Annotated in this window: 28 protein-coding genes; 18 read left to right on the top strand and 10 right to left on the bottom strand. The window is 56.7% G+C overall.

The features are described 5' to 3' along the window. From tpiA to HMPREF9098_RS09710, 5 genes are all read right to left on the bottom strand, one after another. Positions 1 to 771, bottom strand: a complete 771-nt coding sequence (gene tpiA, locus HMPREF9098_RS09730; protein WP_040564442.1) for a triose-phosphate isomerase — start codon at positions 769 to 771, stop codon at positions 1 to 3. A 162-nt stretch (positions 772 to 933) separates the two neighbouring features. Next, positions 934 to 2,673, bottom strand: coding sequence for a phosphoenolpyruvate--protein phosphotransferase (gene ptsP, locus HMPREF9098_RS09725; protein WP_003784368.1), 1,740 nt, complete (start codon positions 2,671 to 2,673; stop codon positions 934 to 936). Between the two features lie 2 nt (positions 2,674 to 2,675). Further along, positions 2,676 to 2,945, bottom strand: coding sequence for an HPr family phosphocarrier protein (locus tag HMPREF9098_RS09720; protein WP_003784367.1), 270 nt, complete (start codon positions 2,943 to 2,945; stop codon positions 2,676 to 2,678). 41 nt (positions 2,946 to 2,986) lie between these two features. Then, complete coding sequence (locus HMPREF9098_RS09715; RefSeq protein ID WP_003784365.1) at positions 2,987 to 3,382, bottom strand: PTS sugar transporter subunit IIA; 396 nt, start codon at positions 3,380 to 3,382, stop codon at positions 2,987 to 2,989. A gap of 92 nt (positions 3,383 to 3,474) precedes the next feature. Next, positions 3,475 to 4,434, bottom strand: coding sequence for a beta-ketoacyl-ACP synthase III (locus HMPREF9098_RS09710; protein ID WP_040564936.1), 960 nt, complete (start codon positions 4,432 to 4,434; stop codon positions 3,475 to 3,477). Between the two features lie 125 nt (positions 4,435 to 4,559). Between HMPREF9098_RS09710 and gloA the strand changes: the two genes are divergently transcribed. From gloA to cls, 15 genes are all read left to right on the top strand, one after another. Further along, positions 4,560 to 4,970, top strand: a complete 411-nt coding sequence (gene gloA / locus HMPREF9098_RS09705) for a lactoylglutathione lyase (RefSeq protein WP_003784361.1) — start codon at positions 4,560 to 4,562, stop codon at positions 4,968 to 4,970. 115 nt (positions 4,971 to 5,085) lie between these two features. Then, on the top strand, positions 5,086 to 6,372 hold the full coding sequence (gene eno, locus HMPREF9098_RS09700; protein WP_003784360.1) for a phosphopyruvate hydratase: 1,287 nt from the start codon (positions 5,086 to 5,088) through the stop codon (positions 6,370 to 6,372). A 100-nt stretch (positions 6,373 to 6,472) separates the two neighbouring features. Next, complete coding sequence (locus HMPREF9098_RS09695) at positions 6,473 to 6,748, top strand: septum formation initiator family protein (RefSeq protein WP_003784359.1); 276 nt, start codon at positions 6,473 to 6,475, stop codon at positions 6,746 to 6,748. Between the two features lie 69 nt (positions 6,749 to 6,817). Continuing rightward, on the top strand, positions 6,818 to 7,294 hold the full coding sequence (locus HMPREF9098_RS09690) for a DUF2750 domain-containing protein (RefSeq protein ID WP_003784358.1): 477 nt from the start codon (positions 6,818 to 6,820) through the stop codon (positions 7,292 to 7,294). Between the two features lie 13 nt (positions 7,295 to 7,307). Beyond that, the gene (gene rimI, locus HMPREF9098_RS09685; RefSeq protein ID WP_003784357.1) at positions 7,308 to 7,742 is read left to right on the top strand and encodes a ribosomal protein S18-alanine N-acetyltransferase; all 435 of its coding nucleotides are present in this window, start codon (positions 7,308 to 7,310) and stop codon (positions 7,740 to 7,742) included. After that, positions 7,736 to 8,449, top strand: a complete 714-nt coding sequence (locus HMPREF9098_RS09680; RefSeq protein ID WP_003784356.1) for a uracil-DNA glycosylase family protein — start codon at positions 7,736 to 7,738, stop codon at positions 8,447 to 8,449. The genes rimI and HMPREF9098_RS09680 overlap by 7 nt, the downstream gene beginning before the upstream one ends. 10 nt (positions 8,450 to 8,459) lie before the next feature. Beyond that, the gene (locus HMPREF9098_RS09675) at positions 8,460 to 9,563 is read left to right on the top strand and encodes a methyltransferase (RefSeq protein ID WP_003784355.1); all 1,104 of its coding nucleotides are present in this window, start codon (positions 8,460 to 8,462) and stop codon (positions 9,561 to 9,563) included. After that, the gene (locus HMPREF9098_RS09670; RefSeq protein ID WP_003784353.1) at positions 9,560 to 9,865 is read left to right on the top strand and encodes a hypothetical protein; all 306 of its coding nucleotides are present in this window, start codon (positions 9,560 to 9,562) and stop codon (positions 9,863 to 9,865) included. Before HMPREF9098_RS09675 ends, HMPREF9098_RS09670 begins: the two co-directional genes overlap by 4 nt. A gap of 4 nt (positions 9,866 to 9,869) precedes the next feature. Further along, positions 9,870 to 10,994, top strand: coding sequence for an LPS export ABC transporter permease LptF (lptF, locus tag HMPREF9098_RS09665; RefSeq protein WP_003784351.1), 1,125 nt, complete (start codon positions 9,870 to 9,872; stop codon positions 10,992 to 10,994). Between the two features lie 33 nt (positions 10,995 to 11,027). Then, positions 11,028 to 12,089, top strand: a complete 1,062-nt coding sequence (lptG, locus tag HMPREF9098_RS09660; RefSeq protein ID WP_003784349.1) for an LPS export ABC transporter permease LptG — start codon at positions 11,028 to 11,030, stop codon at positions 12,087 to 12,089. A gap of 89 nt (positions 12,090 to 12,178) precedes the next feature. After that, a complete protein-coding gene (locus HMPREF9098_RS09655) occupies positions 12,179 to 12,697 on the top strand; it encodes a tetratricopeptide repeat protein (RefSeq protein ID WP_050781250.1) in 519 nt (172 codons plus the stop codon). 12 nt (positions 12,698 to 12,709) lie between these two features. Next, a complete protein-coding gene (locus tag HMPREF9098_RS09650) occupies positions 12,710 to 13,816 on the top strand; it encodes a hypothetical protein (RefSeq protein WP_003784345.1) in 1,107 nt (368 codons plus the stop codon). 100 nt (positions 13,817 to 13,916) lie between these two features. After that, positions 13,917 to 14,498 carry a DUF1415 domain-containing protein gene (locus tag HMPREF9098_RS09645; RefSeq protein WP_003784342.1) on the top strand — a complete coding sequence of 194 codons (582 nt, stop codon included), beginning with the start codon at positions 13,917 to 13,919 and terminating at the stop codon, positions 14,496 to 14,498. Between the two features lie 116 nt (positions 14,499 to 14,614). Beyond that, positions 14,615 to 14,974: a YbaN family protein gene (locus tag HMPREF9098_RS09640; RefSeq protein WP_169309631.1), complete on the top strand. Its 360-nt coding sequence runs from the start codon at positions 14,615 to 14,617 to the stop codon at positions 14,972 to 14,974. A 127-nt stretch (positions 14,975 to 15,101) separates the two neighbouring features. Then, the gene (cls, locus tag HMPREF9098_RS09635; RefSeq protein WP_003784339.1) at positions 15,102 to 16,586 is read left to right on the top strand and encodes a cardiolipin synthase; all 1,485 of its coding nucleotides are present in this window, start codon (positions 15,102 to 15,104) and stop codon (positions 16,584 to 16,586) included. 213 nt (positions 16,587 to 16,799) lie between these two features. Here the strand turns inward: cls and fba are convergent, their stop codons facing one another. The 5 genes from fba to HMPREF9098_RS11840 all read right to left on the bottom strand — a co-directional run bounded on the left by fba (position 16,800) and on the right by HMPREF9098_RS11840 (position 21,961). Then, a complete protein-coding gene (gene fba, locus HMPREF9098_RS09630; protein WP_003784336.1) occupies positions 16,800 to 17,864 on the bottom strand; it encodes a class II fructose-bisphosphate aldolase in 1,065 nt (354 codons plus the stop codon). Positions 17,865 to 18,078: 214 nt separating this feature from the next. Beyond that, a complete protein-coding gene (locus HMPREF9098_RS09625; protein WP_040564440.1) occupies positions 18,079 to 18,735 on the bottom strand; it encodes a hypothetical protein in 657 nt (218 codons plus the stop codon). A gap of 155 nt (positions 18,736 to 18,890) precedes the next feature. Beyond that, positions 18,891 to 19,544, bottom strand: coding sequence for a hypothetical protein (locus HMPREF9098_RS09620; RefSeq protein ID WP_040564438.1), 654 nt, complete (start codon positions 19,542 to 19,544; stop codon positions 18,891 to 18,893). Between the two features lie 156 nt (positions 19,545 to 19,700). Beyond that, on the bottom strand, positions 19,701 to 21,767 hold the full coding sequence (gene ppk1, locus HMPREF9098_RS09615; protein ID WP_040564436.1) for a polyphosphate kinase 1: 2,067 nt from the start codon (positions 21,765 to 21,767) through the stop codon (positions 19,701 to 19,703). Between the two features lie 38 nt (positions 21,768 to 21,805). Next, the gene (locus tag HMPREF9098_RS11840; RefSeq protein WP_003784327.1) at positions 21,806 to 21,961 is read right to left on the bottom strand and encodes a hypothetical protein; all 156 of its coding nucleotides are present in this window, start codon (positions 21,959 to 21,961) and stop codon (positions 21,806 to 21,808) included. A gap of 219 nt (positions 21,962 to 22,180) precedes the next feature. Here HMPREF9098_RS11840 and argB point away from each other — a divergent pair, with 219 nt between their 5' ends. From argB to HMPREF9098_RS09600, 3 genes are read left to right on the top strand one after another with little or no spacing between them, the layout of a single operon-like run. Further along, entirely contained in the window at positions 22,181 to 23,056 is an 876-nt protein-coding gene (gene argB, locus HMPREF9098_RS09610) for an acetylglutamate kinase (protein WP_040564928.1), read from the top strand. A gap of 60 nt (positions 23,057 to 23,116) precedes the next feature. After that, entirely contained in the window at positions 23,117 to 23,899 is a 783-nt protein-coding gene (locus HMPREF9098_RS09605; protein WP_003784322.1) for a ferredoxin--NADP reductase, read from the top strand. Between the two features lie 10 nt (positions 23,900 to 23,909). Continuing rightward, positions 23,910 to 25,430: an AmpG family muropeptide MFS transporter gene (locus HMPREF9098_RS09600; RefSeq protein WP_003784320.1), complete on the top strand. Its 1,521-nt coding sequence runs from the start codon at positions 23,910 to 23,912 to the stop codon at positions 25,428 to 25,430. Positions 25,431 to 25,451: the final 21 nt, after the last annotated feature.

The following is a 25,451-nucleotide window of genomic DNA, read 5'->3' as shown; positions in this document are numbered from 1 at the left end:
TTACTGCGCTTCTTGGGCTGCGTGGATAATAGCGGTAAAGGATTCGTATTTTAACGATGCGCCGCCGACTAATGCGCCGTCAACATGCGGCACACTAAAAATATCGGCAGCATTTTTGTCGTTCACGCTGCCACCGTAAAGGATGCGGATATTAGCATCATTACCGCATAATGACAAGATTTCGTTATAAATAAATTGGTGCATGTCGGCAATTTGCTCTTTGGTGGCGACTTTGCCTGTGCCGATGGCCCACACGGGTTCGTAGGCCACAGCGAAATTTTGGGTTTTCAGCCCTTTGAAGACGGACAACTGATACGCAACAGCTTCTTTTTCGCGGCCGTCTTCACGTTCTTTCAAACTTTCGCCGACACACAACAGCGGAATCAGTCCCACGCGCAGCACGTTTTCGATTTTCTGGCGCTGCACATCGTTTTTTTCGTTGAAATACAGGCTGCGTTCGGAGTGGCCAATCAGCACGATATCCACGCCGACATCTTTCAGCATTTCGGCGGACACTTCGCCGGTATACGCGCCTTTGTCGGCAAAACGGCTGACGTCTTGGGCGCAGACGTGGATTTTGTTGTCCAACACAATCTGCACGGCATTATGCGCTTGCAGCAGGTACACGGTGGGCGGGCTGATGCCGATGCACACGCGCTCGGCGGCAGGCAGGCTGCGCAGTTTGTGCACCAATGCATTATTGTCGTGCAGCTGGCCGTTCATTTTCCAGTTGCCCACCACCCATTTTTGTTGCCAGATTGTTGATTCCATTCTGTATTGTCCTTTGGTAATATTTTGCCGCTTTGTGCAGGCTGCTATTGTAGCGCAAAAAGGTGTTGGCTGAAACCTGTCGCCTTTGCGCAATATGTAGATTGACGCCAAAAGCAGCCTGCACTTTCCCAATCCGAGTGCAGGCTGCTTTTGAATGCGTGTTCAGTCGCTTTCGTTCAATTTTTTGAACAGCGCATCCATTTTATCGGGGTCTTCGTTGCGCATCAGCTTCGCCATTTCGTTTTCCAACCGCTCCGTGTGGCTGTGCAAAACCACGTCTTTCACATCCAGCAGGTTATTGATGTTCATGGAAAATTTCCGCAAACCCAAGCCCAACAGCATGCGCGTATATTTCGTGTCGCCCGCCATTTCGCCGCACACGGACACGCCTTTGCCCATGCGGTTTGCAGTGCGGATGATGTGCGCCAGCAGGCGGATAATGGCCGGATGTGCAGGCTGGTAGAGATAGCTGACCGCGTCGTCGCTCCTGTCCACGGATAAGGTGTATTGAATCAAGTCGTTGGTACCGACCGACACGAAATCGACCCATTTCAGCAGGCTGGATACGGTCAGCGCCGCCGATGGGATTTCAATCATGCAGCCCACTTCCAATTCGCCGAATGCTTCTTGGCGCTCCGTCAACTGCTTTCTGGCCGTGTCCAAATGCGTCAGGCTTTGTTTCAATTCGGACAGGCTGGAAATCATGGGAAACATGATGCGGAGTTTGCCGTGCACCGCCGCACGCAGCACGGCGCGCATTTGGGTGCGGAACATGACCGGTTCGGCGTGGCACAGGCGGATGCCGGTCAGCCCCAATGCCGGATTCAGCGAGCCGTTGGGTGTGCCGCCCGTGCCGAACCAGCGCGGATTTTTGTCCACGCCCAAATCCACCGTGCGGATGGTGAGCGGCTTGCCTTTCAGTTTTTTGGCGATGTCGCTATACAGTTGGTACAGCTCTTCTTCTTCGGGCAGGCTGTCGCGGTTCAAATAGGCAAACTCCGTACGCAGCAAACCCACGCCGTCCGCGCCGATATTGTGCAGCGCTTTCACATCGTCCGCACTTTCGATATTGGCGAATAGTTCGATTTCTTCGCCATCCAAGGTGGCGGCGGCGGTTTTTTTGATTTTGTTCAACGCGCGCAGGCGGCTGCGGTAATGCTTCAGGCGCAAACGGTATTCCGCCAGCACCAATTCGTCCGGGTCGATAATCAGCACGCCCTGAATGCCGTCCACAATCACCCATTCGTGCTCGCTAATCAGTTGCCGCGCATTGCCCACGCCGATAACGGACGGAATGTTCAGGCTGCGGCCCAAAATGGCGGTGTGGCTGGTGGGGCCGCCGATGTCGGTCACAAAACCTTCAATGCGCTGGTCTTTGAAAAACAGCGTATCGGCGGCGGACAAATCGTGGGCGATGAGAATCGTGTCGTCCAGCAGGTTGGCATCCAGATTCAGCTCGGTGCTCTGCCCGGCCAGATTTTTCTGAATCCGCTCCACCACTTGCAGCATGTCTTGTTTGCGTTGGCGCAGGTATTCGTCATCAATTTCGTCAAACTGCTGGCTTAAACGGTCGGTTTGGATTTTCAGCGCCCATTCGGCATTGATGGCCTGTTCTTGCAGAATATCGGCCGGTTCGCGCGACAGGGTTACATCGCCCAGCAGCATCAAATGCAATGAAATAAACGCACCCAGTTCGGCGGGGGCATTTTCGGGAATGGCGCTGCGCAGTTGCTCCAACTGTTTGCGCGTGGCTTTAACGGCCGCGTCAAAACGCGCCACTTCGCCGGCCAGTTCGCTTTCGGGCAGATGGTATTGCGGCAATTCGGAAATGCCGCGCACCACCAAATGGGCGCGCCCGATGGCAATGCCTTTGCCGGCCGCATAACCGTGCAGCACCATCATGATTATTCCCCTTCGCCGAAATAATCGTTAATCAGGTCGGTCAGCGCCTTCATGGCGGCGGCTTCGTCCGCGCCGTCGGTTTCCAGCGTGATTTCCGTACCTTGCGCGGCGGCCAGCATCATCAGCCCCATAATGCTTTTGCCGTTCACGCGTTTGCCGTTGCGCGTTACCCAGATGTCGCTTTGAAACGCGGAGGCGGTTTGGGTGAATTTGCTGGACGCGCGGGCGTGCAAACCTAATTTGTTGATAATCTTCACGGTTTTGGTCAGCATGATGTTTCCTTCAAGGATGGTGTTCGGGTGCAGGCTGCTTTTTATTCGGGGAACGACAAAATGCCGTCGATGCCCGCCTGTTTCACTATTTCGGCAAATTCGGGCAGCGATTCGGATTTCACAGAATAATTCACGGCTTTAATCAGCATGGGCGCGTTCAAGCCCGTAATCATGGCGGATTGGCCGCGTTCAATCAGTTTGAGGGCGGCATTGCTCGGCGTTGCGCCGAAAATATCGGTCAGCACCAGCACGCCGTGGCCGCGTTCAAGTTTCGGCAACCTTTCGCGGGCGCGGCGGATGATGTTTTCGTGGTCGTCGTCGGTTTCCACGTTCAGGATGGCAACGTGGTGGAAATCGAAATGGGGAAAGAAATGTTCGGCCAGTCGGGTATAGGCCGTACCCAGCGTTTCGTGGGTGATAATCAGCAAACCTATCATGGAATATGCGTCCTAAAAATGCGGAAACGGCAGCGGAATATCCAAAAGCAGCCTGCACATTGAAATCCAAGTGCAGGCTGCTTTTGATACGGTCAATACTTCATCAACACCGCGCCCCAGGCAAAGCCGCCGCCGATGCCTTCCAGCAACAGCATTTGCCCGCGCCGTATGCGGCCGTCCCGAATCCCCGCATCCAATGCCAGCGGAATTGATGCGGCAGACGTGTTGGCATGTTCGGCAACAGTCAAAATCACTTTGTTCATGCTCAAACCCAAATGCTTGGCGGTGGATTCGATAATCCGCTTGTTCGCCTGATGCGGCACCAGCCAGTCGATTTGGTCGGCAGAATAACCCGCTTCGGTAATCACTTCGTCGGCCACGGCGGCCAGCTGCTTCACGGCAAACTTAAACACGCCCTGCCCGTCCATGGTGACAAACGGCGAGCCGCACACCGCGCCTTCGCTCATTTGCGCCGGCACTTTCAGCAAATCCAGATGCGCACCGTTGGCGTGCAGTTTGCTGTGGATGATGCCGGCTTCTTCGCTCGCGCCCAGCACCACCGCGCCCGCACCGTCGCCGAACAGCACGCAGGTCGCGCGGTCGTTCCAATCCAAAATGCGGCTGAAAATATCCGCGCCGATGACCAGCGCCTTTTTCGCCATGCCGCTTCTAATATACGCATTGGCCGTGGTGATGGCGTACATAAAGCCCGCGCACACCGCCTGCACGTCAAACGCAGGGCAGCCTTCGATACCCAATTTGTTCTGCACGATGGTGGCCGTGGCCGGGAACTGCATATCGGGCGTGGCGGTGGCCACAATAATCAAATCAATCTCTTGCGCAGGAATTTCGGCGTCTTCCAACGCCTTTAAAGCAGCCTGCACCGCCAAATCGCTGGTTTTTTCGTTATCCGCCGCCAAATGGCGTGCCTTAATGCCGGTGCGCGTGGTAATCCATTCATCCGATGTATCGATACGTTTTGCCAAATCATCATTGCTGACGCGTTTGGCGGGCAGGTAGCTTCCCGTCCCCAAAATTTGAGCATACATAATACGCACCCTTGTCGTCGTGCCAATAGAAAACGGTCTATTGTATGCAATCTGTGCGTTTTACTCAATGCGTGTGCTAAAATTAGCGCATTTACCCATCCGCTTAATCGAAAAGAATAGGAACCACCATGCGTTTACTGCACACCATGCTGCGTGTCGGCAATCTGGAACAATCCCTGAATTTTTACACCGAAGTGCTGGGCATGAAGCTGCTGCGCCAAAAAGACTATCCCGAAGGCAGATTCACGCTCGCCTTCGTGGGCTACGGCGAAGAAAGCGACAGCACCGTTTTGGAACTGACGCACAACTGGGACACCGCACAATACGATTTGGGCAATGCCTACGGCCATATCGCCATCGAAGTGGACGATGCCGCCGCCGTGTGCGACCAAGTCCGCGCCAAAGGCGGCAAAGTCGTGCGCGAAGCCGGCCCGATGAAGCACGGCAGCACCGTCATCGCCTTTGTGGAAGACCCGGACGGCTACAAAATCGAATTCATTCAGAAAAAAACCGGCTCCGACAGCTATTCGCAGCCGTAACCTGAAAATGAAAGCAGCCTGCACCCCATGCGGCGGCAGGCAAAGTGCAGGCTGCTTTTTGCGTTATAATCCCCATTCTACCCCCTTTTCTTTACCCATCTACAGGAGCTAGGACATGAGTGCCATTATCGATATTTTCGCCCGCGAGATTTTGGATTCGCGCGGCAACCCCACCGTTGAATGCGACGTACTGCTGGAAAGCGGCGTTATGGGCCGCGCAGCCGTGCCCAGCGGCGCATCCACCGGTCAAAAAGAAGCCTTGGAACTGCGCGACGGCGACACATCGCGTTATCTCGGCAAAGGCGTATTGAAAGCCGTGGAACACGTGAATAACAACATTGCCCAAGCCCTTATCGGCATCGATGCCAACGAACAGGCCTATATCGACCAAATCATGCTGGATTTGGACGGCACCGACAACAAAGCCAACCTAGGCGCCAACGCCACTTTGGCCGTGTCCCTGGCCGTGGCCCGTGCGGCAGCGGAAGACGCAGGCCTGCCGCTGTACCGCTACTTGGGCGGCGCAGGCCCGATGGCGCTGCCCGTTCCCATGATGAACGTGATTAACGGCGGCGAACACGCCAACAACAGCCTGAACATCCAAGAATTTATGATTATGCCCGTGGGCGCGGACAGCTTCCGCGAAGCCCTGCGTTGCGGCGCGGAAATCTTCCACAACCTGAAAAAACTGTGCGACAGCAAAGGCTTCCCCACCACCGTGGGCGACGAAGGCGGCTTCGCACCCAACCTGAACAGCCACGAAGAAGCCCTGCAACTGATGGTGGAAGCCACCGAAAAAGCAGGCTACAAAGCCGGCGAAGACGTATTGTTCGCACTGGATTGCGCGTCCAGCGAATTTTATAAAGACGGCAAATACCACCTGGAAGCCGAAGGCAAAGCCTACACCAGCGAAGAATTTGCCGATTATCTGGCCGACTTGGTGGCCAAATACCCGATTGTCTCCATCGAAGACGGCATGGACGAAAACGACTGGGCAGGCTGGAAACTGCTGACCGACAAACTGGGCGGCAAAGTGCAGCTGGTGGGCGACGACTTGTTCGTCACCAACCCGAAAATCCTGGCCGAAGGCATTGAAAAAGGCGTGGCCAACGCGCTGCTGGTGAAAGTGAACCAAATCGGCACATTGAGCGAAACCCTGAAAGCTGTGGATTTGGCGAAACGCAACCGCTACGCCAGCGTGATGAGCCACCGCTCCGGCGAAACCGAAGACAGCACCATCGCCGATTTGGCCGTCGCCACCAACTGCATGCAGATTAAAACCGGTTCGCTCTCCCGCTCCGACCGCATGGCGAAATACAACCAACTGCTGCGCATTGAAGAAGAGTTGGGCGATGTGGCCTATTACCCCGGCAAATCCGCCTTTTACCAACTGAAACGCTAACCGGCAAAAAGCAGCCTGCACTTAAACGCGCATATTTTATATCGCACAAACAAATGGTTACATTCAAAACCCAAGTGCAGGCTGCTTTCGTATCACGCTTATGAAATACTTTTCCCTATTACTGCTCATCGTTTTGTGCGTCTTCCAATTTCAAATTTGGCAGCCACACAGCGGTTTGCTCCAACAATACGCCGACATCCAAAAAGAAGCACAGGCCGTGCAGCAGGAAAACAAACTCCTGCGCCACCGCAACCAAATGCTGGCCGCCGAAGTGGACGATTTGAAAGAAGGTTTCGACACCACGGCGGAAATCGCACGTTCCGAACTGGGCTTTATCGAAAAAGGCGAAATATTGTACAAACTCAAACACGACTAAACCACGCCGTGCCGTTGCCAGTGCCCGATTCGGGAAGCCGCACGGCTTTGTTCACTTTAACGCAATGCCATGAAAACCCATCTGGAACATTTTGATTTATCGCGCCGATACAACCGCTTTGTGCGGCAAATCGTGCGGCACGACACCGTTTGGACGTTGCAGGACGACGACGATTTCTTTGCCGAATGCCCGTCGCTGCACGAAGAAGACGCATTGGGCGAGCCGCGCATGGTTTGGTGTTTCTGGTCGGACGAAGCGCACGCCCTGCGCTGCCGGCAGGACGAATGGCACGATTACGCGTGCGTTTCCTGGCCTTTGAGCGATTTTATCAACGATGTCCTGCTGCCCATGCAGCACGACGGCCAATGGGTCGGCATCGAATTCGACACCGAACTGTGCGGCATGGAAACCGAACCGATGGCTTTGCTGGCCGACCTCCTGCACGAAATTGCCCAACAATACGGCGAAGCGGAATTCGACGACTGGCCGCGTTGGCAACGCGCGTGTCAGGCATGGCAGGCGGAACAAAAACGCAGCATGCACTGACGGCGGGCAAAACATGATACAGATTCGCGAACTCCTGCCCGAAGAAACGGCGCAACTGGCGCAACTGGAAGCGAAAAACCATCCTTCGCCTTGGTCGGAAGCGCATTTCAAAGCAGCCTGCACATCGTCCCACGACACCGTTTGGCTGTTGCAGGTGCATCAGGAATGGGCGGCATGGATGGTTTGGCAACACGTTTGCGGCGAAATCGAACTGCATTTAATCACCACGGCAGCCGAACACCGAAGGCAAGGGCTGGCTGGCCGCCTGTTGCAGGCATTGGAAAAAGCAGCCTGCACCCTGAACGCGCAGCGGATTCTGCTGGAAGTGCGCGCCAGCAACACGGCGGCACAACAGCTGTACCACAAACACGGCTTCGTCCAAATCGCCACGCGCAAAAATTATTACGGCGGCACGGAAGACGCCTGGATTATGGAAAAATTATGTTAGACACCCGTTATGTCCACCTGCACGAAGCCCTGGGCTTGGGCGCGCTTTGGCTGCACAAAACCGCCAAAGTGCTGCCGCCGGTGTCTGCACCCGAAACGGCTGCCCAAACCGCGCCGCCGCCCCTTCAAAAGCAGCCTGTACCCCCCGTGCGGGACAACGCGCCGCCTATCCACCACGCACATCCCCAACCCGAACCGCAGCCCGAAACCGCCGCACAACCAGCGTCCCAACCTGCCGAACGCAGCAATATTTCATGGGCCGAACCGCCCCGCCCCGCGCGCGTGCTGGTATTGAGCGTCTGCGCATCGCTGGAAGACCGGATGCGACAAAAATTATTCAGCGGCGAAGACGGCGCGCTACTGCACAAAATGCTCGCCGCCATCCAACTGTCGCCGCAAGACGTGCATTGCAGCACATGGCTCAAACAATCCGCCCACTTCAACCCGAATCCCGGCGAAGAAGAAGTACAGGCTGCCTGGGCAGACGTGTACCAAGAATGGCAGCAATGCGGACGGCCGCCGCTCTGGCTGTTGGGCGATTTTTTCGAACGCGAAGACGTGCGCCACTGCCTGCAACAATGCGCCCCCACGCCGTATTTCGTTACCAGCCACCCGCTGCGCCTGCTCAAATATCCGCAGCTCAAACGCGCCGCCTGGGACACCCTGCAACAATTGAAAGCCGAACTCGACCGCACCAACGCAAAATAGACAACACATTGTGGAACATACCGTTTTTTTAGGGCAACAGGCCTGGCAATACCGCAACGAAAGCCAGCAAAAGCCGCCGCGACAACTCCAATCCACCGCACAGCTCAATGCCGCGCAACTGCTCCAAGCCGCACGCGAAGGCATCGCCACCGTGTGGACGGGCGATTTTTACCAAGCCAAACAACTGCTTGCCGCGCTGAAAAAACGCACCGCGCCCAAGCACAAACCTTGCGCCGACCCACGTGAAGCCTTCCACAAATACCGCCTGGCGCAATCGCAGCACAGCCGCCTAGCCAACATGCTCCTTTTGCCCGTCAATGCGGATTACCGCATCGATTTGCCGCGCGCACCCGATGTGCAGGCTGCTTTGCAGGCGGTGTACGGCACTGCGTCCGATACGCCTTTTTTATTGCCGCTCAACCAATTATTGGGCTTTATCGGCGCGTATGAATGGCAGAAAAAAGGCGTGTGGATGGACGCATTGCAGGCCAATATCCATGTGCCGTTCGGCGTGTTTTCCCCGATTCGCGGCGAATATGTCGAACTGGTACGCCAAGCCGCCGCACAATCGCAGGCACGCACCGCCATGGACATCGGCACGGGCAGCGGCGTGCTCGCGGCCATGTTGGCCAAACACAGTGCAGCCTGCATTACCGCCACCGACAACAATCCGCGCGCCGTTGCCTGCGCCACCGACAACATCGCCCGACTGGGGCTTTCATCGCGCGTCCGCGTGCAGATGCAGGATTTATTCGCAAACGAATCGGCCGATTTAATCGTGTGCAACCCGCCGTGGCTGCCCGCCCGCCCCACGTCCGCCATCGAAACCGCGCTGTACGACCCCGACCACGCCATGCTGCACGCACTGCTGCACAACGCAGGCCGCCATTTGAACGACGGCGGGGAATTGTGGATTGTGATGTCCGATTTGGCGGAACACTTAGGGCTGCGCGCCGCCGATGATTTGCAAAATTGGTTTGCGCAAACGGGCTGGCGCGTCAAAAGCAGCCTGCACACCACCCCGCGACACGCCAAAGCGCAAAACACGCACGACCCGCTCGCTTTTGCGCGTGGGCGCGAAACCACCACGTTATATTGCTTGGAGCGTGCATGATGATTTGGACGCGGCAGCAGCATTTGCCCGATGAAGAACCCAACAAACACAACGCTGATGCGTATGCCGCACCGCAATTATTGGCCGGCGCATCGGAAGACGGGCAATATATTTATGACGCGGTGTATGTTGCAAGTGCAGGCTGCTTTTTGCTCACCGCGCTGAAACTGAACACCGAGTGGGGCTTTATCGAACAGGAACGCCGCTGCAAACCGACCACACGCCAAGCACTGCTGGCCGAAACCGCCCTGCTGGAACACGACCCCGAACACTGGCTCGCGCAAAGCGACCACAACGAGTAAACACATGATTTATCAACGACAATTTCTCAAAGAAACCACCATCACCGCCATTGCCGTATTTGTGGTGATTTTGGCCATTTTGGTGTTTACCCAAGGCATCACCCTGCTGGGGCGCGCCGCCGGCGGCAACGTCGCTATCGACGCGGTCGGCACGCTCATCGGGTTTTGGGTGCTCAACCTCGCCCCGCTGCTGCTGGTGCTCACCGCCTACATCAGCACGCTCACCGTATTGACCCGCTACTGGCGCGACAGCGAAATGGCGATTTGGCTCTCCAGCGGACTGGGCTTGCGCCAATGGGTCAAACCCGTGATGACCTTCGCCCTACCGCTCATGTTGCTGATTGCCGTATTGCAGATTTTCGTGCTGCCGTGGGCGGAACTGCGCAGCCGCGAATACGCCGAACTCTTGAAACAAAAGCAAAATTTATCGCTGGTCGAACAAGGCAAATTCACCGAATTGGGCAAAAAGAACGGCCGCATTTATTTTGTCGAACAATTCGACGCGCACGCCGGGCAATTAAACCACCTGTTCCTGCGTGAAATCGGCGATGACGGCAAAAACCAAGTGATTTTCGCCGAATCCGGGCAGTTCACGCTGGAAGGCAGCGACCAACACCGCACGCTGGTGCTGCACAACGGCTACCGCTATCTGGGCAATGCAGGGCAAGGCGACTTCGAACAAATCGCGTTCAAAGAACTACGGCTGGCCACCAACACCACGCCCAAGCTGGCCAACCCCATCGACCACCGCAACACCATCCCCACCATCCAACTGCTGCGCAGCAAAGACCCCGTCCACCAGGCTGAACTAATGTGGCGCATTTCCCTGCCGATTACTGTGGTGGTGCTGTGCTGGCTCGCCATCCCCATTTCCTATTTCAACCCGCGTTCGGGCAATTCCTATCACGTTTTGGTGGCCGTCGGCTTTTTCTTGGTGTACCAAAACAGCCTGACTTGGGTGTACGGCGCCATGAAAAGCGGCAAAATTTCGTTCTGGCCGGCCTTGTTGAGCGTGCACGGGCTGACGATTCTCTGCGCGTGGCTGCTGATGCGCGTGCGCAGCCTGCCGGCACAACCCTTTTGGCGTGCCATCCGCCGCGCATTCGCCAAACAAGGCAAACCGACTTAACCCCCGCCATTCCCCGAAAGCAGCCTGCACTTTATGAAACTCCTTTCCCGCTATCTGATTATCCGGCTCACCGTGATGTCGGCCTATGCGCTGCTGGCATTGCTCGCGCTGTATAACTTCATCGACCTGCTGTCGGAAAAAACCGGCATCGGCAATTACACCTTCTGGCACGCCGTACAGTTCACCCTGCTGCAAACACCGGCGCGCGCCTACCTGCTCATGCCGCTGGCCACGCTCATCGGCGGCCTGCTCGCCTTAAGCCAGCTTTCGTCCAACAGCGAGCTGGCGGTGATGAAAACCAGCGGCTGGCACATTTCGCGCTTCATCGGCACGATTGTGCAATTCAGCTTCATCTTCGCAGTAATTACCGTGCTCTTGGGCGAATGGATTGCGCCGCAGCTAAGCAGCTATGCCGACAATATGAAATCCACTGCGCGTTCGGGACAGCTTTCCAGCACCCGCAACGGCGTGTGGATCAAACAGCCAGACAGCATGGTCTATATCGGCTCCATGCTGCCCGACAAAACCCTGCTGGACATTTCCATCTGGCATTACACTCCGCAATTCCGGCTGACCGAAGCCATTCACGCCGAAAAAGCCGTGATGCGCGACCAAACATGGCAGCTGCAAAATGTGCAAAGCAGCAAAATCACCGAAGAGCGCGTCATCGTCCAAAAGCAGCCTGCACGCGACTGGCACATGAACACCACCAACCAACTGATGGACGTGCTGCTGGTCAAACCCGAACAGATGTCGTTCAGCGCATTGACGCAATACATCGGCTATTTGAAGAAAAACAACCAGCAGACTCTGGCATACGACGTGGCATGGTGGAACAAGCTCGTCTATCCCGTCGCCACCATGGTCATGGCTTTGGTGGCCTTGGCGTTCACGCCCGTATCGGGGCGCAACCACAATTTGGGGCTGAAACTCTTCGGCGGCATCGGCTTGGGCTTGCTGTTTTTCTTCACCGGACGGCTGTTCGGCTTTTCCGCGCAACTTTACGGCGTGCCGGCATTCTTGTCCGCCGTGCTGCCCACCGCGCTGTTCGCCTGCCTGGCCGTGTTCCTGATTTACCGTCAGGAAAAACGCTGATTGTGATAAGATACGCGCGTTTTTCAGGGCGCGGCAAAAGCAGCCTGCACCCACCCCTTCCCGTCATTTAACGATTCCACGGACGCATTATGAAACCCCTTTGGCTTTTGCCGCTCACCTGCCTGTGCTGGCCAGCCTGTTCATTGGCAGTACCGAAAATGCAGCCTGCACCCACCGCAGACAAACCGCCGGCACGCATCGCCCCGAAACCCGCCTCCCGCAATTCCTCCGCCGCCTATCAGGAAGCCACGCGTCTGTATCAGGCAGGAAAATACGCCGAAGCCGCCAAACTGCTGCGCGATGACGGCGGCGGCGACGGCAGCGAACTGGCACAAAGCAGCCTGCACCTGCTCCTGCTCACCCAGCAGAAACTGAACCACTGCCAATCCATCATCCAAATCGGGCAACGCTTCTCACGCCGCTTCCCGCAGCACCCTTCCGCCGCCGACGCCCTGTATGCCGTAGGCGAATGCCAATGGAAAATGCAGCAGCAAGACATTGCCCGCGACACATGGCGGCAACTGCGGCTGCGTTACCCGAAAACCGATGCCGCCGCCCGCGCCCAAATCCGCCTCCAATCCCAACGCTCCAACCTTCGCCAACCATAACACGGGTGATTTATGACCAACCGCTCCACACTCCCCGACACACGCCCCTATCCCGCCACCCCCGTCAAAGGCGACCTGCTGCTCTACGCAGGGCAAATCGCCCACGCCAAAACCGGCGCGGAACGCAAAATCGCACAAGAAACCCTGTGCACCAAAATCGCCGAAATGTTTGCCCAGCGCCATCCCTTGTGGCTTTCGGTGGCAATGAGCATGTCGCCCGACCCGGAAACCTATATCGCACTGATGGACGGCATTGACGAAGTACTGCGCGCCAAAACCGACGACGAAGTGCAATGGTTCGCCCTGCCCGTCGTCGTCGTGGCCGGCACCAAGCAGCCTGCACCCCTGCCCGAAAGCTGCCCCGCCGCCGAACTGTGCGCCGTGCTGGAAAACTATCCAGCCCTGCGCCCGCTGTCGCACGCCCAATGGCTGCCGCAGCTCCTGCGCGCCGACGACTTCGCCCAAATCACCGCCGACACTTGGTTTGCCGCCAAACAAAGTACCCAAGCCGCCGAGCAGTTTGCCCAAAAACTGCCGCGCCGAGCCGCAGAATTGCCCAAAGACCAATCCGTGCACGTCCTGTACGCACTGGGCTACGGCGGCCGCGAAGTGCAGGCTGCTTTGGGGCAAAACCTGCGCGAAGCCGCATTGCCGCTGATGCAGGTGTGGCAGCAACACTTAACCCAACCCGGCATGACCTTGTTCACCAACCCGCTCAATGCCGACACGCCCACTGCCGCCCTGGCCAACGCCAGCCACATGCGGCTGCGGATGGCCTTGGACGTTTATGCCGGCAACGCCATCCGCGCCGTCCGCCTGCAAAGCCCGCGCGTCGGCGTGGTGATGGCGGCACAGGAAGGCGGCCGGCTGCTGTTCGGCTTCAACGCCGCCGAAAGCGCCTACCGCCTGCCCAACCTGGTGTTCGCATGGAATTTGATGCCGCGCGACAACATCGCCGTGATTCAGCAGAACTTTTTGGATTTGATGGTCGATTGCAAAGTGGAAAACATCTACCTGCTGCACGAACCCTTGGGCGAGCAGGAAGAATTGCCCGATTATCCGCAGGCGCAGCGGCTGGCGGGACACAATCCTTTGTTTGCCGCAACGGTGGACGGTTAAGCCCGCCGCAAAAGTGCAGGCTGCTTTCCCAACCTCCGAAAGCAGCCTGCACTTTATTTTGTGTTAAAATTGAGAATTATTCTTTAATAGGGCCAACATCATGCCGCACAACCCGCAACCTTATCTCCAAGCCACCACCGAATGGCTGGAAAAAGCCGTTATCGGGCTCAACCTCTGCCCTTTTGCCAAAGCGCCGCACAATAAAGGCCAAATCCGCATCCACGTCAGCTTTGCCAAGCATTTGGACGCTTTTTTGGAAGATGTCGATGCGGAAATCCGCAGGCTGCTCGACACGCCGGCCGAAACACTGGAAACCACGTTGTTGGTGTGCGCCACCCTGTTCGATGATTTCCTGATTTTCAACGATATGCTCGATGCCGCCGAACAAGCCATTGAAGACAACGGCGCCACCGGCATTGTGCAAATCGCGCCGTTTCATCCGCAATTCCAGTTTGACGGCACGGACGTGGACGACATCGGCAATTACACCAACCGCAGCCCGTATCCCACGCTGCACTTTATCCGCGAAGACAGCATTGAAAAAGCGGCGCAGGCCTTCCCCGATCCGGCCGTGATTTTCGAGCGGAATATCGAAACCTTGCAAAAAATAGGGCGCGAAGGCTGGGAAAAACTGGGCATCAGCGGCTGCCCCATCCATCATGATAAGGAATCCGCATCATGATGGAGGCTTTGAAACAGTCCATGCTGCGCACCGAATTATGGCTGGCCATCACGGTGCTGCTGGGCATTCCCGCCGTCATCATTTTTGCGCTGCCCAAAAGCCGAATCCGCCAAGTATTGCTGCGCTGGCTGCTTTGGCTGGCGGGCGGCATCTCGTTTGTGCTGGGGATTTTGGGGATTTTCCTGCCCGTGCTGCCCACCACGCCGTTCATCATCCTCACCGCCGCCTGCTGGGGCCGTGCCTCACCGCGTTTCCACCGCTGGCTGCACCAGCACCCTTATTTCGGCAAAATGGTGCAAAACTGGGAAGAACGCCGCGCCGTGCCCCGCCGTGCCAAATATCTGGCATGGTGCATGATGACGCTGTCGTGCACATGGCTGTGGATTCAGTTTCCGCAGCGTTGGTCTGTGGCCGCCATCACCAGCGCCGTCTGCCTGTGCGTGGGCTTGTGGATGCGCACGCTGCCCGACGCATAACCCTGCCACTGTCCGCACGCAATGTGCAGGCTGCTTTTTGACTGATGCGTGCGGTTTCGGATGATTCCTACCATCAATATGACGGATAAACAGCCTTTTACCGTCCTAACCGCTTAACGGAGCAACTATGGTTGGCATTTCTTCAGGGCAAATATTCCTGTGGCTTCACATTGCGGCGGTAACGGTATGCGCCATACGCGTGCTGTACCGCCAACGCAATACGGGCACGGCGTTTGCATGGCTGATGGTCCTGTTCGTCTTCCCATTGTTCGGCGTGGCGGCCTATCTGCTGGTGGGCGAGGCACGTTTGGGGATGGCAAGAGCCAAGCGCGTGGAACAGATGAACGCGTTTTACCGCCAATTTGCCGAGCGGCATTTCCAAAATGAAGATTTGGATACGGACAATAAAATGCGCCGCCGTTACCAAGGCATTGCCAACGTTGCAGCCAGCGTTACCGGCCTGGCGGCGAGCAACAACAATGCCATGCAGCTTTTGACGCAGACGGACGAAATCCTGGAAGCCATGTTGGCGGATATCCAGTCCGCCCGTCAGACCTGCGCATTGGCGTTTTACATTATCGAACCGCAAGGCCGGATTCAGACGCTGCTGGCGGCGGTGCGCGATGCGGCACAGCGCGGCGTGGAATGCACCATTTTGGCCGATGCGGTGGGCAGCCGCGCGTTTTTCGGCAGCGAATGGGAAGACAACCTGAAAGCAGCGGGCGTGCGGATTGTGCCCGCGCTGCCCGTGGGCGTGCTGAAAACATTTTTCTCGCGCAGCGATTTGCGCAACCACCGCAAAATCCTGATTGTCGATAATCTGGTGGCCTACACGGGCAGCTTCAATTTAATCGACCCGCGCCATTTCAAACAGGATGCGGGCGTGGGCGAATGGGTGGACATGATGATGCGCTGCCACGGCACGGTGGTGTTGGAAATGGCGGCGGTGTTTTATGCCGACGTGGCGGTGGAGGCAGATGAACATCTGGCGGAAGTGCGGCAAGAAATCGAGAAATTGGACGACAAAATACCGGAGCTTTTGGCCTTGAAACGCCAGTCCGGCACTGCCGTTGCCCAAGTGATACCGTCCGCGCCCGACCAATCCGACCCCGTGATTTACGAAACCATCGTGTGCGCCATCCACGCCGCCAAAACGCGGGTCACCATCACCACGCCCTATTTTGTGCCGGACGAACTGCTGCTGACCGCGCTCACCACTGCCGCCAAGCGCGGCGTGGACGTGGTGCTGATATTGCCCGAAAAAGTGGATTCCTTCTTGGTGCGCTGGGCATCACGCGCGTATTACCCGAAACTCTTGGCGGCCGGCGTGAAAATCGCGCTGTTCCACGGCGGGCTGCTGCATGCCAAAACGCTGGTGGTGGATGGCGATTACGCGCTGTTCGGCACGGTCAATATGGACATGCGCAGCTTTTTCCTGAATCTGGAAATCAGCCTGGCGATTTACGATGCGCCGATGGTGCGGGAAATTTCCCGAGCGCAAAAAGCCTATCTGCGCGACAGCCGCTATATTTCCGTCAAACGCTGGCAGAAGCGCGAAAGAATCTGGGGGCTGGTGGAAAATACCGTGCGCCTATTCAGCCCGCTCTTATAGTCGATTAAAATGGCAATGATACGGCGTTGGCTCGCCTTGACGTACTACCTGTACGCCTTGCGGCTCGCCGCCTTGTCTCATTTTTATTTTAATCGACTATATTATATAATGACGACAAAGGCGGCTTAATCATCCGCATAAATAAATAGGTTTCAAAAAAGCAGCCTGCACTCCGAACATCCGAAGTGCAGGCTGCTTTTTTGTTTTACGCGCTTATTTCACCAGTTGTTTCAACTCGCCTTTGGCATAGCGCGCCGCCATTTTTTCCAGCGAAATCGGTTTGATTTTGTCCGCCTGCCCTTCGCAGCCGAACGCCAGATAACGGTCGATACAGATTTGCTTCATCGCTTCCACCGTTTTCGCCAAATATTTGCGCGGGTCGAACTCGGCGGGGTTTTCCGCCATAAAGCGGCGGATGGCACCGGTGGACGCCAAGCGCAAATCGGTGTCGATGTTCACTTTGCGCACGCCGTATTTGATGCCTTCCACAATTTCTTCCACCGGCACGCCATAGGTCTCGCCAATCGCACCGCCGTGTTCGTTAATCACTTTCAGCCATTCCTGCGGCACGGAGCTGGAACCGTGCATCACGATGTGCGTGTTCGGCAGCGCTTCGTGGATTTCCTTAATGCGGTCGATGCGCAGCACTTCGCCGGTGGGCGGACGGGTGAATTTATACGCGCCGTGGCTGGTGCCGATGGCGATGGCCAGCGCGTCCACGCCGGTGTCCTGCACGAAGCGGCGCGCGTCTTCCACGCTGGTCAGCATTTGGTCGTGGTTCAATTTGCCTGCCGCGCCCACGCCGTCTTCTTCTCCCGCTTCGCCGGTTTCCAAATTGCCCAGAACGCCGATTTCGCCTTCCACCGACACGCCACAGGCATGGGAAAATTCCACCACTTTGCGCGTGGCTTCCACGTTGTATTCATAAGTGGAAGGCGTTTTGCCGTCTTCCAGCAGCGAGCCGTCCATCATCACGGAGCTGAAACCGAGCTGAATCGAGCGTTGGCACACGTCGGGCGACGCGCCGTGGTCTTGGTGCATCACCACGGGGATGTGCGGAAATTCTTCCACCGCCGCCAAAATCAGGTGGCGCAAAAAAGGTGCGCCGGCATATTTGCGCGCACCTGCGGAGGCTTGCACAATCACGGGTGCGTTCACTTGGTTGGCCGCTTCCATGATGGCGCGCATCTGTTCCAGGTTGTTCACGTTGAATGCGGGTAAGCCGTAGCTGTGTTCGGCGGCGTGGTCGAGTAATTGGCGCATGGAAACGAGTGCCATGGTGTTGCTCCTTGGGTGATGAAATGAAATGTGAATGATGTGTTCGAATGTGTAGTGAAATGTAATTTTTCGCTAACCGAAAAATTATAGCAGCAGAATCGCCCGAAAGGAAAGGGCGGCCGTGCGGATTTTGCAAAAACAGCCTGCACTTTGAAATCCAAGGTGCAGGCTGCTTTTGGTTACGGTTTCGGCTAGTGCAGCCAACCCGCGTTATTCAGCGGCGGCACGCGTTCCAGTTGAATTTGGCGGCGGCCAGTTCTTTCATGAAATCGTCGCGGTAAAGGTAGCTATGCTCCTCCGCCTTGTCGTTCCAATAGCGGCGCAGCGGTTGCAGCGCGGTGCGGCAGGCGGTTTTGTTGCCGCTGTTTTTGTAGGCCACTGCCAAATCGTTGCGGGCGCGCATTTGTCCGGTGATCCCTGCAAAGCGGTTGCAGGCGTTCACATACCGCTGCTGGATTCGCGCGGCTTGGGCGTAATTTTTGGCACGGTAGGCAGCATGAAAACGCTGTACGGTGTTTTTGGCGGCAGACCGGGTGCAGGCGGCGGGCAGGCGGTAGTATTGATCCGCAAAATGTGCGTTATGCCCGCAATATTCTGCGCAGGCTTCTCGGGCGAATTCGGGAACGGTAATACTCACTTTGTTACGGGCAAACGCAAAACGCACTTCGCAGCCTTTGCCATCGCGATAAACGTTGTGTTTTATAAAGCCTCCCAAATCGCAAAAGTTACCGCCGGAACTGATGGTATGGATAATGAAGGCTTTGCCGTCGGTAGAAAAGTCGCCTTCTTCAAAGAGACGATCTTTGAACGCATACTCTTGCGCATGGGCAGCGGTTGCGGCGGCCAGCAGGGCGAGAAGGAAGTGTTTCATGGGGTTTCCTTTCAGTGGTATCGGGATGACGGGAATCAAATTAGATTTTAATTCATTAGGCGGTTCCCCGCACGAAAAAGCAGCCTGCACTTTGAAATCCAAGGTGCAGGCTGCTTTTGGTTGCGGTTTCGGCTAGTGTAGCCAATCCGCGTTACTCAACGGCACGCGTTCCAGTTGAATTTGGCGGCGGCCAGTTCTTTCATGAAATCGTCGCGGTAATGGTAGCCGTGCTCCTCCGCCTTGTCGTTCCAATAACGGCGCAGCGGTTGCAGCGCGGTGTGGCAGGCGGTTTTGTTGCCGCTGTTTTTATAGGCCACCGCCAAGTCGTTGCGGGCGCGCATTTGTTCGGTGACAAACATAAAGCCGTTGCAGGTGTTCACATACTGCTGCTGGATTTGCGCGGCTTGGGCGTAATTTTTGGCACGGTAGGCAGCCTGAAAGCGCTGTGCGGTGTTTTTGGTGGCAGACTCGGTGCAGGCGGCGGGCAGTCGGTGGTATTGATCCGCAAAATGTGCGTTATGCCCGCAATATTCTGCGCAGGCTTCGCGGGCGGATTCGGGCACGGTAACGCTCACTTTGTTGCGGGCAAACGCAAAACGCACTTCGCAGCCTTTGCCATCGCGGTAAACATTGTTTTTCAGACTGCCGTCCAAGTCGCACACATTGCTGTTGTAACCGACGGTGTTAATGGAAAAGGTTTTGCCGTCGGTAGAAAGGCCGCCGCTTTCAAAAGGGCGGTCTTTGAGCACATAGTCTTGGGCGTGGGCGGCAGTTGATGCGGCCAGCAGGGCGATTAGGAGGTATTTCATGAGGTTTCCTTTCGATGGTATCGAGATGACGGGAATCAAGCCGAATTCTAATATATTATGTAGCTCCCCGCACGAAAAAGCAGCCTGCACTTCGATTTTGAAAGTGCAGGCTGCTTTTTAACGCGCGGATACGGCAGCGCATTGCCGTGAAAGCCGTTATGAAACCGTGCCGGTATATTGCGCCAACAAAGCTTCCTGCACGCCGACGGCTTCGTCGCCCTCTGCCGCCTGCACGCGCACATAGCTGCCGTCGCCCTGCATTTGCCATGCTTTCAGATTGTCGCACAGGGGCAGCATCAGCCCTTCTTCCATAACGCGCCGTTTCAATGCAGGCTGCACAATCGGCGTAGCCACTTCGATGCGGCTGAAGAAATTGCGCCCCATCCAGTCCGCGCTGGCAATGAACACGTCTTCCGCGCCGCCGTTGAGGAAATAATACACGCGCGAATGCTCCAGCAGCCGGCCAATAATCGAACGCACGCGGATGTTGTCCGACAAGCCGGGCACCTGTGGCCGCAAGGCGCACATGCCGCGCACAATCAGGTCAATCTGCACGCCGACCGCACTGGCGCGGTACAGCGCTTCAATCACTTGCGGCTCAATCAGCGAATTCATTTTGGCGATAATCCGCGCGGGCTTGCCGGCTTCAGCGTTGCGCGTTTCGCGTTCAATGCTGTCCATCACCATTTTGTGCAGCGTGAACGGGCTTTGATACAGCTTTTTCAATTTGTTCGCCTGCCCCAAACCTGTGATTTCCATGAATAACGTGTTCACGTCGCGCGTAATGCCCTCATCGGCCGTGAGCAGGCCGAAATCGGTGTAAATCCGCGATGTGCCTTGGTGGTAATTGCCCGTACCCAAATGCGCGTAAGCGTGCAGGCTGCCTGCTTCGCGGCGGATGACCAGCGCCATTTTGGCATGGACTTTGTAGCCGAACACGCCATACACCACGTGCGCGCCCGCTTCTTCCAAGCGCCTTGCCCATTTCACGTTGTTCGCTTCGTCAAAACGCGCCATCAGCTCCACCACCACGGTTACCTGCTTGCCCGCTTCGGCCGCCGCCAGCAGCGCTTTGACCAATTCGGAATCCGTGCCGGTGCGGTAAATCGTCATTTTGATGGCGACCACATCGGGATCGTGCGCCGAATCGTGGATAAATTTCACCACCGGCTCGAAGGTTTGGTAGGGATGGTGCAGCAGGATGTCGCGCTGGGCGATTTCATCGAGCAGGCAGGGCGATTTGCGCAGCGCCGCCGGATATTGCGGCACATAGGACGCAAATTTCAATTCCTTGCGCGCCACCATGTCGGGCACGGACATCAGCCGCACCAAATTCACCGGCCCGTTCACACGGTATAACTCGTTGTCGGTCAGTTGGAATTGCTGCAACAGGAAATCGCTGATGGCTGTCGGGCAGTTTTCCGGCACTTCCAGGCGCACGGCATCGCCGAAATCACGGTCGCGCAGTTCGTTCTGCACCGCTTGGCGCAGGTTGCTCAAATCGTCTTCGTCCACCATCAGCGCACTGTCGCGCGTGAGGCGGAACTGGTGGCAGCCTTTCACTTTCATGCCGCGGAAAAGTTTGTACACATATTCGTGCAGGATGGACGACAGGAACACGAAGCCGTCGCGGCCGTCGCACAATTCGGCAGGCAGCTTCACCACGCGCGGCAAAATGCGCGGCGCCTGCACGATGGCCATGCCCGAAGCGCGGCCGAATGCGTCTTTGCCTTCCAGTTCCACCACGAAATTTAAAGATTTGTTCAGCAAACGCGGAAACGGATGCGAAGCGTCCAGCCCGATGGGTGTGAGAATCGGCAGCAGCTCGCGGTTGAAATAGTCTTCAATCCAGGCGTGCTGCTCTTTGGTCCATGCGCTGCGGCGGTAAAACGAAATATTCTGGCGGTGCAGTTCGGGCACCAGCACATCGTTGAACAATGCGTATTGCTCGCGGATGAGCTGCTGCGCTTCTTGGCTGATGCGCGCGATGGTTTCGGCGGGTGTCAAACCCGAATCCAGCGTCTGGTTCGGCTTTTTGCGCTGCTCGCGCTTCAAATACGCCATGCGCACTTCAAAAAATTCATCCAGATTGGACGATACGATGCACAGGAAACGCAGCCGTTCCAGCAGGGGAACGCGCGAATCCTGCGCCTGTGCCAATACGCGGCGGTTGAACGCCAGCAAGCTGCTTTCGCGGCAAAGGATGCGGTTGGATTGGGGCATGGGAAACTTTCGGTCAATCAATATGGTCGTGATGAAAATTATAGCGTAAATGCGCGGGCAAATCTTTGCTGCTGCCAAGCAATTTGCGTGCTGGCACGGCCTTTTGCCGCCAACGAAAAAGCAGCCTGCACATTCCTTCGGTCAATGGCGGGAGGTGCAGGCTGCTTTGGGCATAACGCATGGCGTGTATTCACGGTATGTATGCCGTTGCGCCTGCGCGTCCATTGTCGGCAAACATTGAAAGCAGCCTGCACCTCAATCCCGCCCAATGCAGGCTGCTTTCAATGCGGACACCTCCGCGCAATGCCATGAAATCTATCAATAAAAAACCTTTACAAATCCAAAAAAGCAGCCTGCACCCGGCAGCCGTGTATAATAACGCCTTCATTTCACCGCCCAAAAAAGGAAACGCCATGACCGCCGCCGTGTCCCCGTCCGCCAAAGCCGCCATCTTATCGGAAGCCCTGCCCTATATCCGCCGCTTTGCAGGCTGCACGCTGGTCGTGAAATACGGCGGCAACGCCATGACCGAGCCGCAGTTGAAAGAAGGCTTTGCCAAAGACATCGTCCTGCTCAAACTGGTGGGCATCAACCCCGTCATCGTCCACGGCGGCGGCCCGCAAATTAACGGGATTCTGGAAAAAATCGGCAAAAAAGGCGAATTCGTGCAGGGAATGCGTGTGACCGACGGCGAAACCATGGACGTGGTGGAAATGGTGCTGGGCGGCCATGTGAACAAAGAAATCGTGTCGCTGCTGAACGTGCACGGCGGCAGGGCCATCGGCCTGACGGGGCGCGACAACCATTTCATCAAAGCGCGCAAAATGCTGCTGGACGGCCAAACGGACATCGGCCAAGTCGGCGAAATCGACCACATCGACTGCACACTGGTGCAACAAATGTCCGCGGCGGGCTATATCCCCGTCATCGCCCCCATCGGCGTGGGTCCAAACGGCGAAGCGTTCAATATCAATGCCGACTTGGTGGCAGGCAAACTGGCCGAAGGGCTGAACGCCGAAAAGCTGGTGATGATGACCAACATTGCCGGCGTGATGGATAAAAACGGTCGCCTGCTCACCAACCTCACGCCCGAAGACATTGACGCGCTGGTGGCGGACGGCACTTTGTCCGGCGGCATGCTGCCCAAGATTTCATCGGCACTAGAAGCCGCCACCAACGGCGTGAAAGCCGTGCACATTATCGACGGTCGCATTCCCAACGTGCTGCTGCTGGAAATTTTCACCGACAGCGGCATCGGCACCATGATTTTGGGCCAACAAAACCCGTAAACCCGCCGCATCTGCAAAAAGCAGCCTGCACTTTCACACACCTCATTTCAAGGAATCCCCATGACAACCAGCGAAAACAAATTCACCGAAGAAGAAGTGCTGTGGGTCAAACAGCACAGCCCCAAACACTTAACCTTTGCCGTTTCGCGCCCCGAAGCCTACCGCTTTTCCGCCGGCCAGTTCGCCCGATTGGGCTTTCGTGCCGGTACGGACGGCAACGGTTTTATCTGGCGCGCCTATTCCATGATTTCCGCGGAATATGCCGACACGCTGGAATTTTTCGTCATTCTCATCGACGGTGGCGAAATGTCCGCACGTCTGACCGCCCTGCAAGCCGGCGACCGCATTTTGCTGGACAAAACCGCGCAGGGCTTTTTCCTGCCCGGCCGCTTCCCCGACGGCAAAGACTTAATCATGTTGTCCACCGGTTCGGGCATTGCGCCGTTTTTGTCGATAATCCAGCAGCCTGCGGTGTGGGAGCGTTTCGACACGCTCGCTTTGGCGCACAGCGTCTCGTTCGCGCGCGATTTGATTTTTAACGATTGGATTCGCGGATTGTCCGACCACCCGCTCATTGCCGAACACATCGGCAAACTGCGTTTCGTGCCAATTACCACGCGCGAAACCACCGAAGGCGCATTGTCGTGCAGGCTGCCCGAGCTGTTGAAAAACGGCCGTTTGGCGCAGGCATTCCAACGCCCGTTCACACCGGCCGACAGCCGCTTTATGATTTGCGGCAATCCGCAAATGGTGCAGGACGTGTTCAAAACCTTGCTGGAAATGGGCTTTGCCATGCACCGCAACAAACTGCCCGGCCAAATCATGATGGAAAACGGTTTCTAAACCCAAAAATATGCAAACAAAGCCTTCATTTTTCAAAAAATTTTCCGTATATTCCGACCGCCGCGCCTTCACGATGCTGCTGCTGGGCTTTGCCGCAGGCATGCCGCTGCTGTTGATTTTCTCCACTCTGTCGCTATGGCTGAGCGAAGCGGGCATCGAGAAAAAAACCGTGACCATGTTCAGCTGGGCGGCCTTGGGCTATTCGTTCAAATTCGTGTGGGCGCCGCTGATTGACAGCCTGCCGCTGCCGTATCTTTCGCGCGCGCTGGGCAAACGCCGCGCCTGGCTGTTGTTGGCGCAGGTGCTGGTAATAGCCGCCATTATCGCCATGGGCAGCATCGACCCGCAAAATCCGCAGCAGTTGGCGGCCATGGCCATGGCGGCGGTGCTGCTCGGTTTTTCGGCGGCCACGCAGGACATCGTTATCGATGCCTACCGCATTGAAATTGCACCGAACGACCACGCCATGCAGACGGTGATGTCGTCCACCTACACCGTGGGCTATCGGCTGGGGCTGATTGCGGCAGGTGCAGGCAGCCTGCTGTTGGCGGAATACTGGGGCTCGACCAAGGCGCATTATCTGTACGACGCCTGGCGCAATACTTATTGGGTGATGGCGGCCATGATGGCGGCCGGTTTGTCCACGACTTTGTGGATGCGGGAACCGGAGCATCAAAAGCAGCCTGCACCCGTCAAAGCGCAGCACTCCCTGCGTTTGCTGGCGCTGTTTTTGGTCAGCGTGAGCGTGTTCGTTGCCGTGTTCCGCCATGTGGGCGCGCTCCTGCCTGCCGCCGATAACGCGCCGCTGCAAGCCTTTGCGTGGGAAAGCCTGCGTTTGGGCGCATCGCTGGCCGCCGCCGCGGGTGCAGGCTGCCTGGCGGTGAAATGCCGCTTGGCACCGTCCGAACTGGTGCGGCAAACATGGATTGCCCCCGTGGCCGACTTCTTCCACCGCTACGGCAAACGCGCCATCCTGCTGCTGGCGCTGATTGGGCTGTACCGCGTTTCCGATATTGTTGCGGGCGTGATTTCCAACGTGTTCTACGACAACATGGGCTTCAGCAAAGAAGAAATTGCCTATGCCGTGAAATCGTTTGGCATCGTCATGTCGATTGCGGGCGGATTCGTGGGCGGCTTGTTGGCGCAAAAATACAAAATCATGAGCATGATGATGCTGGGCGCCATCGCCACCGCCGCCACCAACCTGCTGTTTATCCTGCTCGCCTTGCGCGGCCATGATGTGCCGCTGATGTATCTGGCCGTGGGTATCGACAATCTGGCGGGCGGTTTTGCCAGCACCGTGTTCGTCGTGTTCCTCTCCGGCCTGACCAACATCCGTTTCACCGCCGTGCAATACGCGCTGCTGTCATCGCTGATGACACTGTCGCCCAAAATCCTGGGCGGTTATTCGGGCGCAATGGCCAGCCAGTTGGGCTATCCCGCCTTTTTCCTGCTCACCGCGCTGATGGGCGTGCCCATCCTGCTGCTGGTGTATTTGACCAACCGCTATATCATCAAGCCCTCGTCTTGAATACTTTCGTTGCCTTTGATA

It is taken from the genome of Kingella denitrificans ATCC 33394, assembly GCF_000190695.1.
Lineage (GTDB): Bacteria > Pseudomonadota > Gammaproteobacteria > Burkholderiales > Neisseriaceae > Kingella_A > Kingella_A denitrificans.
The sequence above is the reverse complement of the archived record's forward strand: the minus strand, read 5'-3'. Positions and strand labels throughout refer to the sequence as shown.

Excerpts from the sequence above, each read along its gene's own strand:
- tpiA (WP_040564442.1), bottom strand. The coding sequence starts at position 771 with ATGGAATCAACAATCTGGCAACAAAAATGGGTGGTGGGCAACTGGAAA.
- ptsP (WP_003784368.1), bottom strand. The coding sequence starts at position 2,673 with ATGATGGTGCTGCACGGTTATGCGGCCGGCAAAGGCATTGCCATCGGG.
- HMPREF9098_RS09720 (WP_003784367.1), bottom strand. The coding sequence starts at position 2,945 with ATGCTGACCAAAACCGTGAAGATTATCAACAAATTAGGTTTGCACGCC.
- HMPREF9098_RS09715 (WP_003784365.1), bottom strand. The coding sequence starts at position 3,382 with ATGATAGGTTTGCTGATTATCACCCACGAAACGCTGGGTACGGCCTAT.
- gloA (WP_003784361.1), top strand. The coding sequence starts at position 4,560 with ATGCGTTTACTGCACACCATGCTGCGTGTCGGCAATCTGGAACAATCC.
- eno (WP_003784360.1), top strand. The coding sequence starts at position 5,086 with ATGAGTGCCATTATCGATATTTTCGCCCGCGAGATTTTGGATTCGCGC.
- HMPREF9098_RS09695 (WP_003784359.1), top strand. The coding sequence starts at position 6,473 with ATGAAATACTTTTCCCTATTACTGCTCATCGTTTTGTGCGTCTTCCAA.
- HMPREF9098_RS09690 (WP_003784358.1), top strand. The coding sequence starts at position 6,818 with ATGAAAACCCATCTGGAACATTTTGATTTATCGCGCCGATACAACCGC.
- rimI (WP_003784357.1), top strand. The coding sequence starts at position 7,308 with ATGATACAGATTCGCGAACTCCTGCCCGAAGAAACGGCGCAACTGGCG.
- HMPREF9098_RS09680 (WP_003784356.1), top strand. The coding sequence starts at position 7,736 with ATGTTAGACACCCGTTATGTCCACCTGCACGAAGCCCTGGGCTTGGGC.
- HMPREF9098_RS09670 (WP_003784353.1), top strand. The coding sequence starts at position 9,560 with ATGATGATTTGGACGCGGCAGCAGCATTTGCCCGATGAAGAACCCAAC.
- lptF (WP_003784351.1), top strand. The coding sequence starts at position 9,870 with ATGATTTATCAACGACAATTTCTCAAAGAAACCACCATCACCGCCATT.
- lptG (WP_003784349.1), top strand. The coding sequence starts at position 11,028 with ATGAAACTCCTTTCCCGCTATCTGATTATCCGGCTCACCGTGATGTCG.
- HMPREF9098_RS09655 (WP_050781250.1), top strand. The coding sequence starts at position 12,179 with ATGAAACCCCTTTGGCTTTTGCCGCTCACCTGCCTGTGCTGGCCAGCC.
- HMPREF9098_RS09650 (WP_003784345.1), top strand. The coding sequence starts at position 12,710 with ATGACCAACCGCTCCACACTCCCCGACACACGCCCCTATCCCGCCACC.
- HMPREF9098_RS09645 (WP_003784342.1), top strand. The coding sequence starts at position 13,917 with ATGCCGCACAACCCGCAACCTTATCTCCAAGCCACCACCGAATGGCTG.
- cls (WP_003784339.1), top strand. The coding sequence starts at position 15,102 with ATGGTTGGCATTTCTTCAGGGCAAATATTCCTGTGGCTTCACATTGCG.
- fba (WP_003784336.1), bottom strand. The coding sequence starts at position 17,864 with ATGGCACTCGTTTCCATGCGCCAATTACTCGACCACGCCGCCGAACAC.
- HMPREF9098_RS09625 (WP_040564440.1), bottom strand. The coding sequence starts at position 18,735 with ATGAAACACTTCCTTCTCGCCCTGCTGGCCGCCGCAACCGCTGCCCAT.
- HMPREF9098_RS09620 (WP_040564438.1), bottom strand. The coding sequence starts at position 19,544 with ATGAAATACCTCCTAATCGCCCTGCTGGCCGCATCAACTGCCGCCCAC.
- ppk1 (WP_040564436.1), bottom strand. The coding sequence starts at position 21,767 with ATGCCCCAATCCAACCGCATCCTTTGCCGCGAAAGCAGCTTGCTGGCG.
- argB (WP_040564928.1), top strand. The coding sequence starts at position 22,181 with ATGACCGCCGCCGTGTCCCCGTCCGCCAAAGCCGCCATCTTATCGGAA.
- HMPREF9098_RS09605 (WP_003784322.1), top strand. The coding sequence starts at position 23,117 with ATGACAACCAGCGAAAACAAATTCACCGAAGAAGAAGTGCTGTGGGTC.
- HMPREF9098_RS09600 (WP_003784320.1), top strand. The coding sequence starts at position 23,910 with ATGCAAACAAAGCCTTCATTTTTCAAAAAATTTTCCGTATATTCCGAC.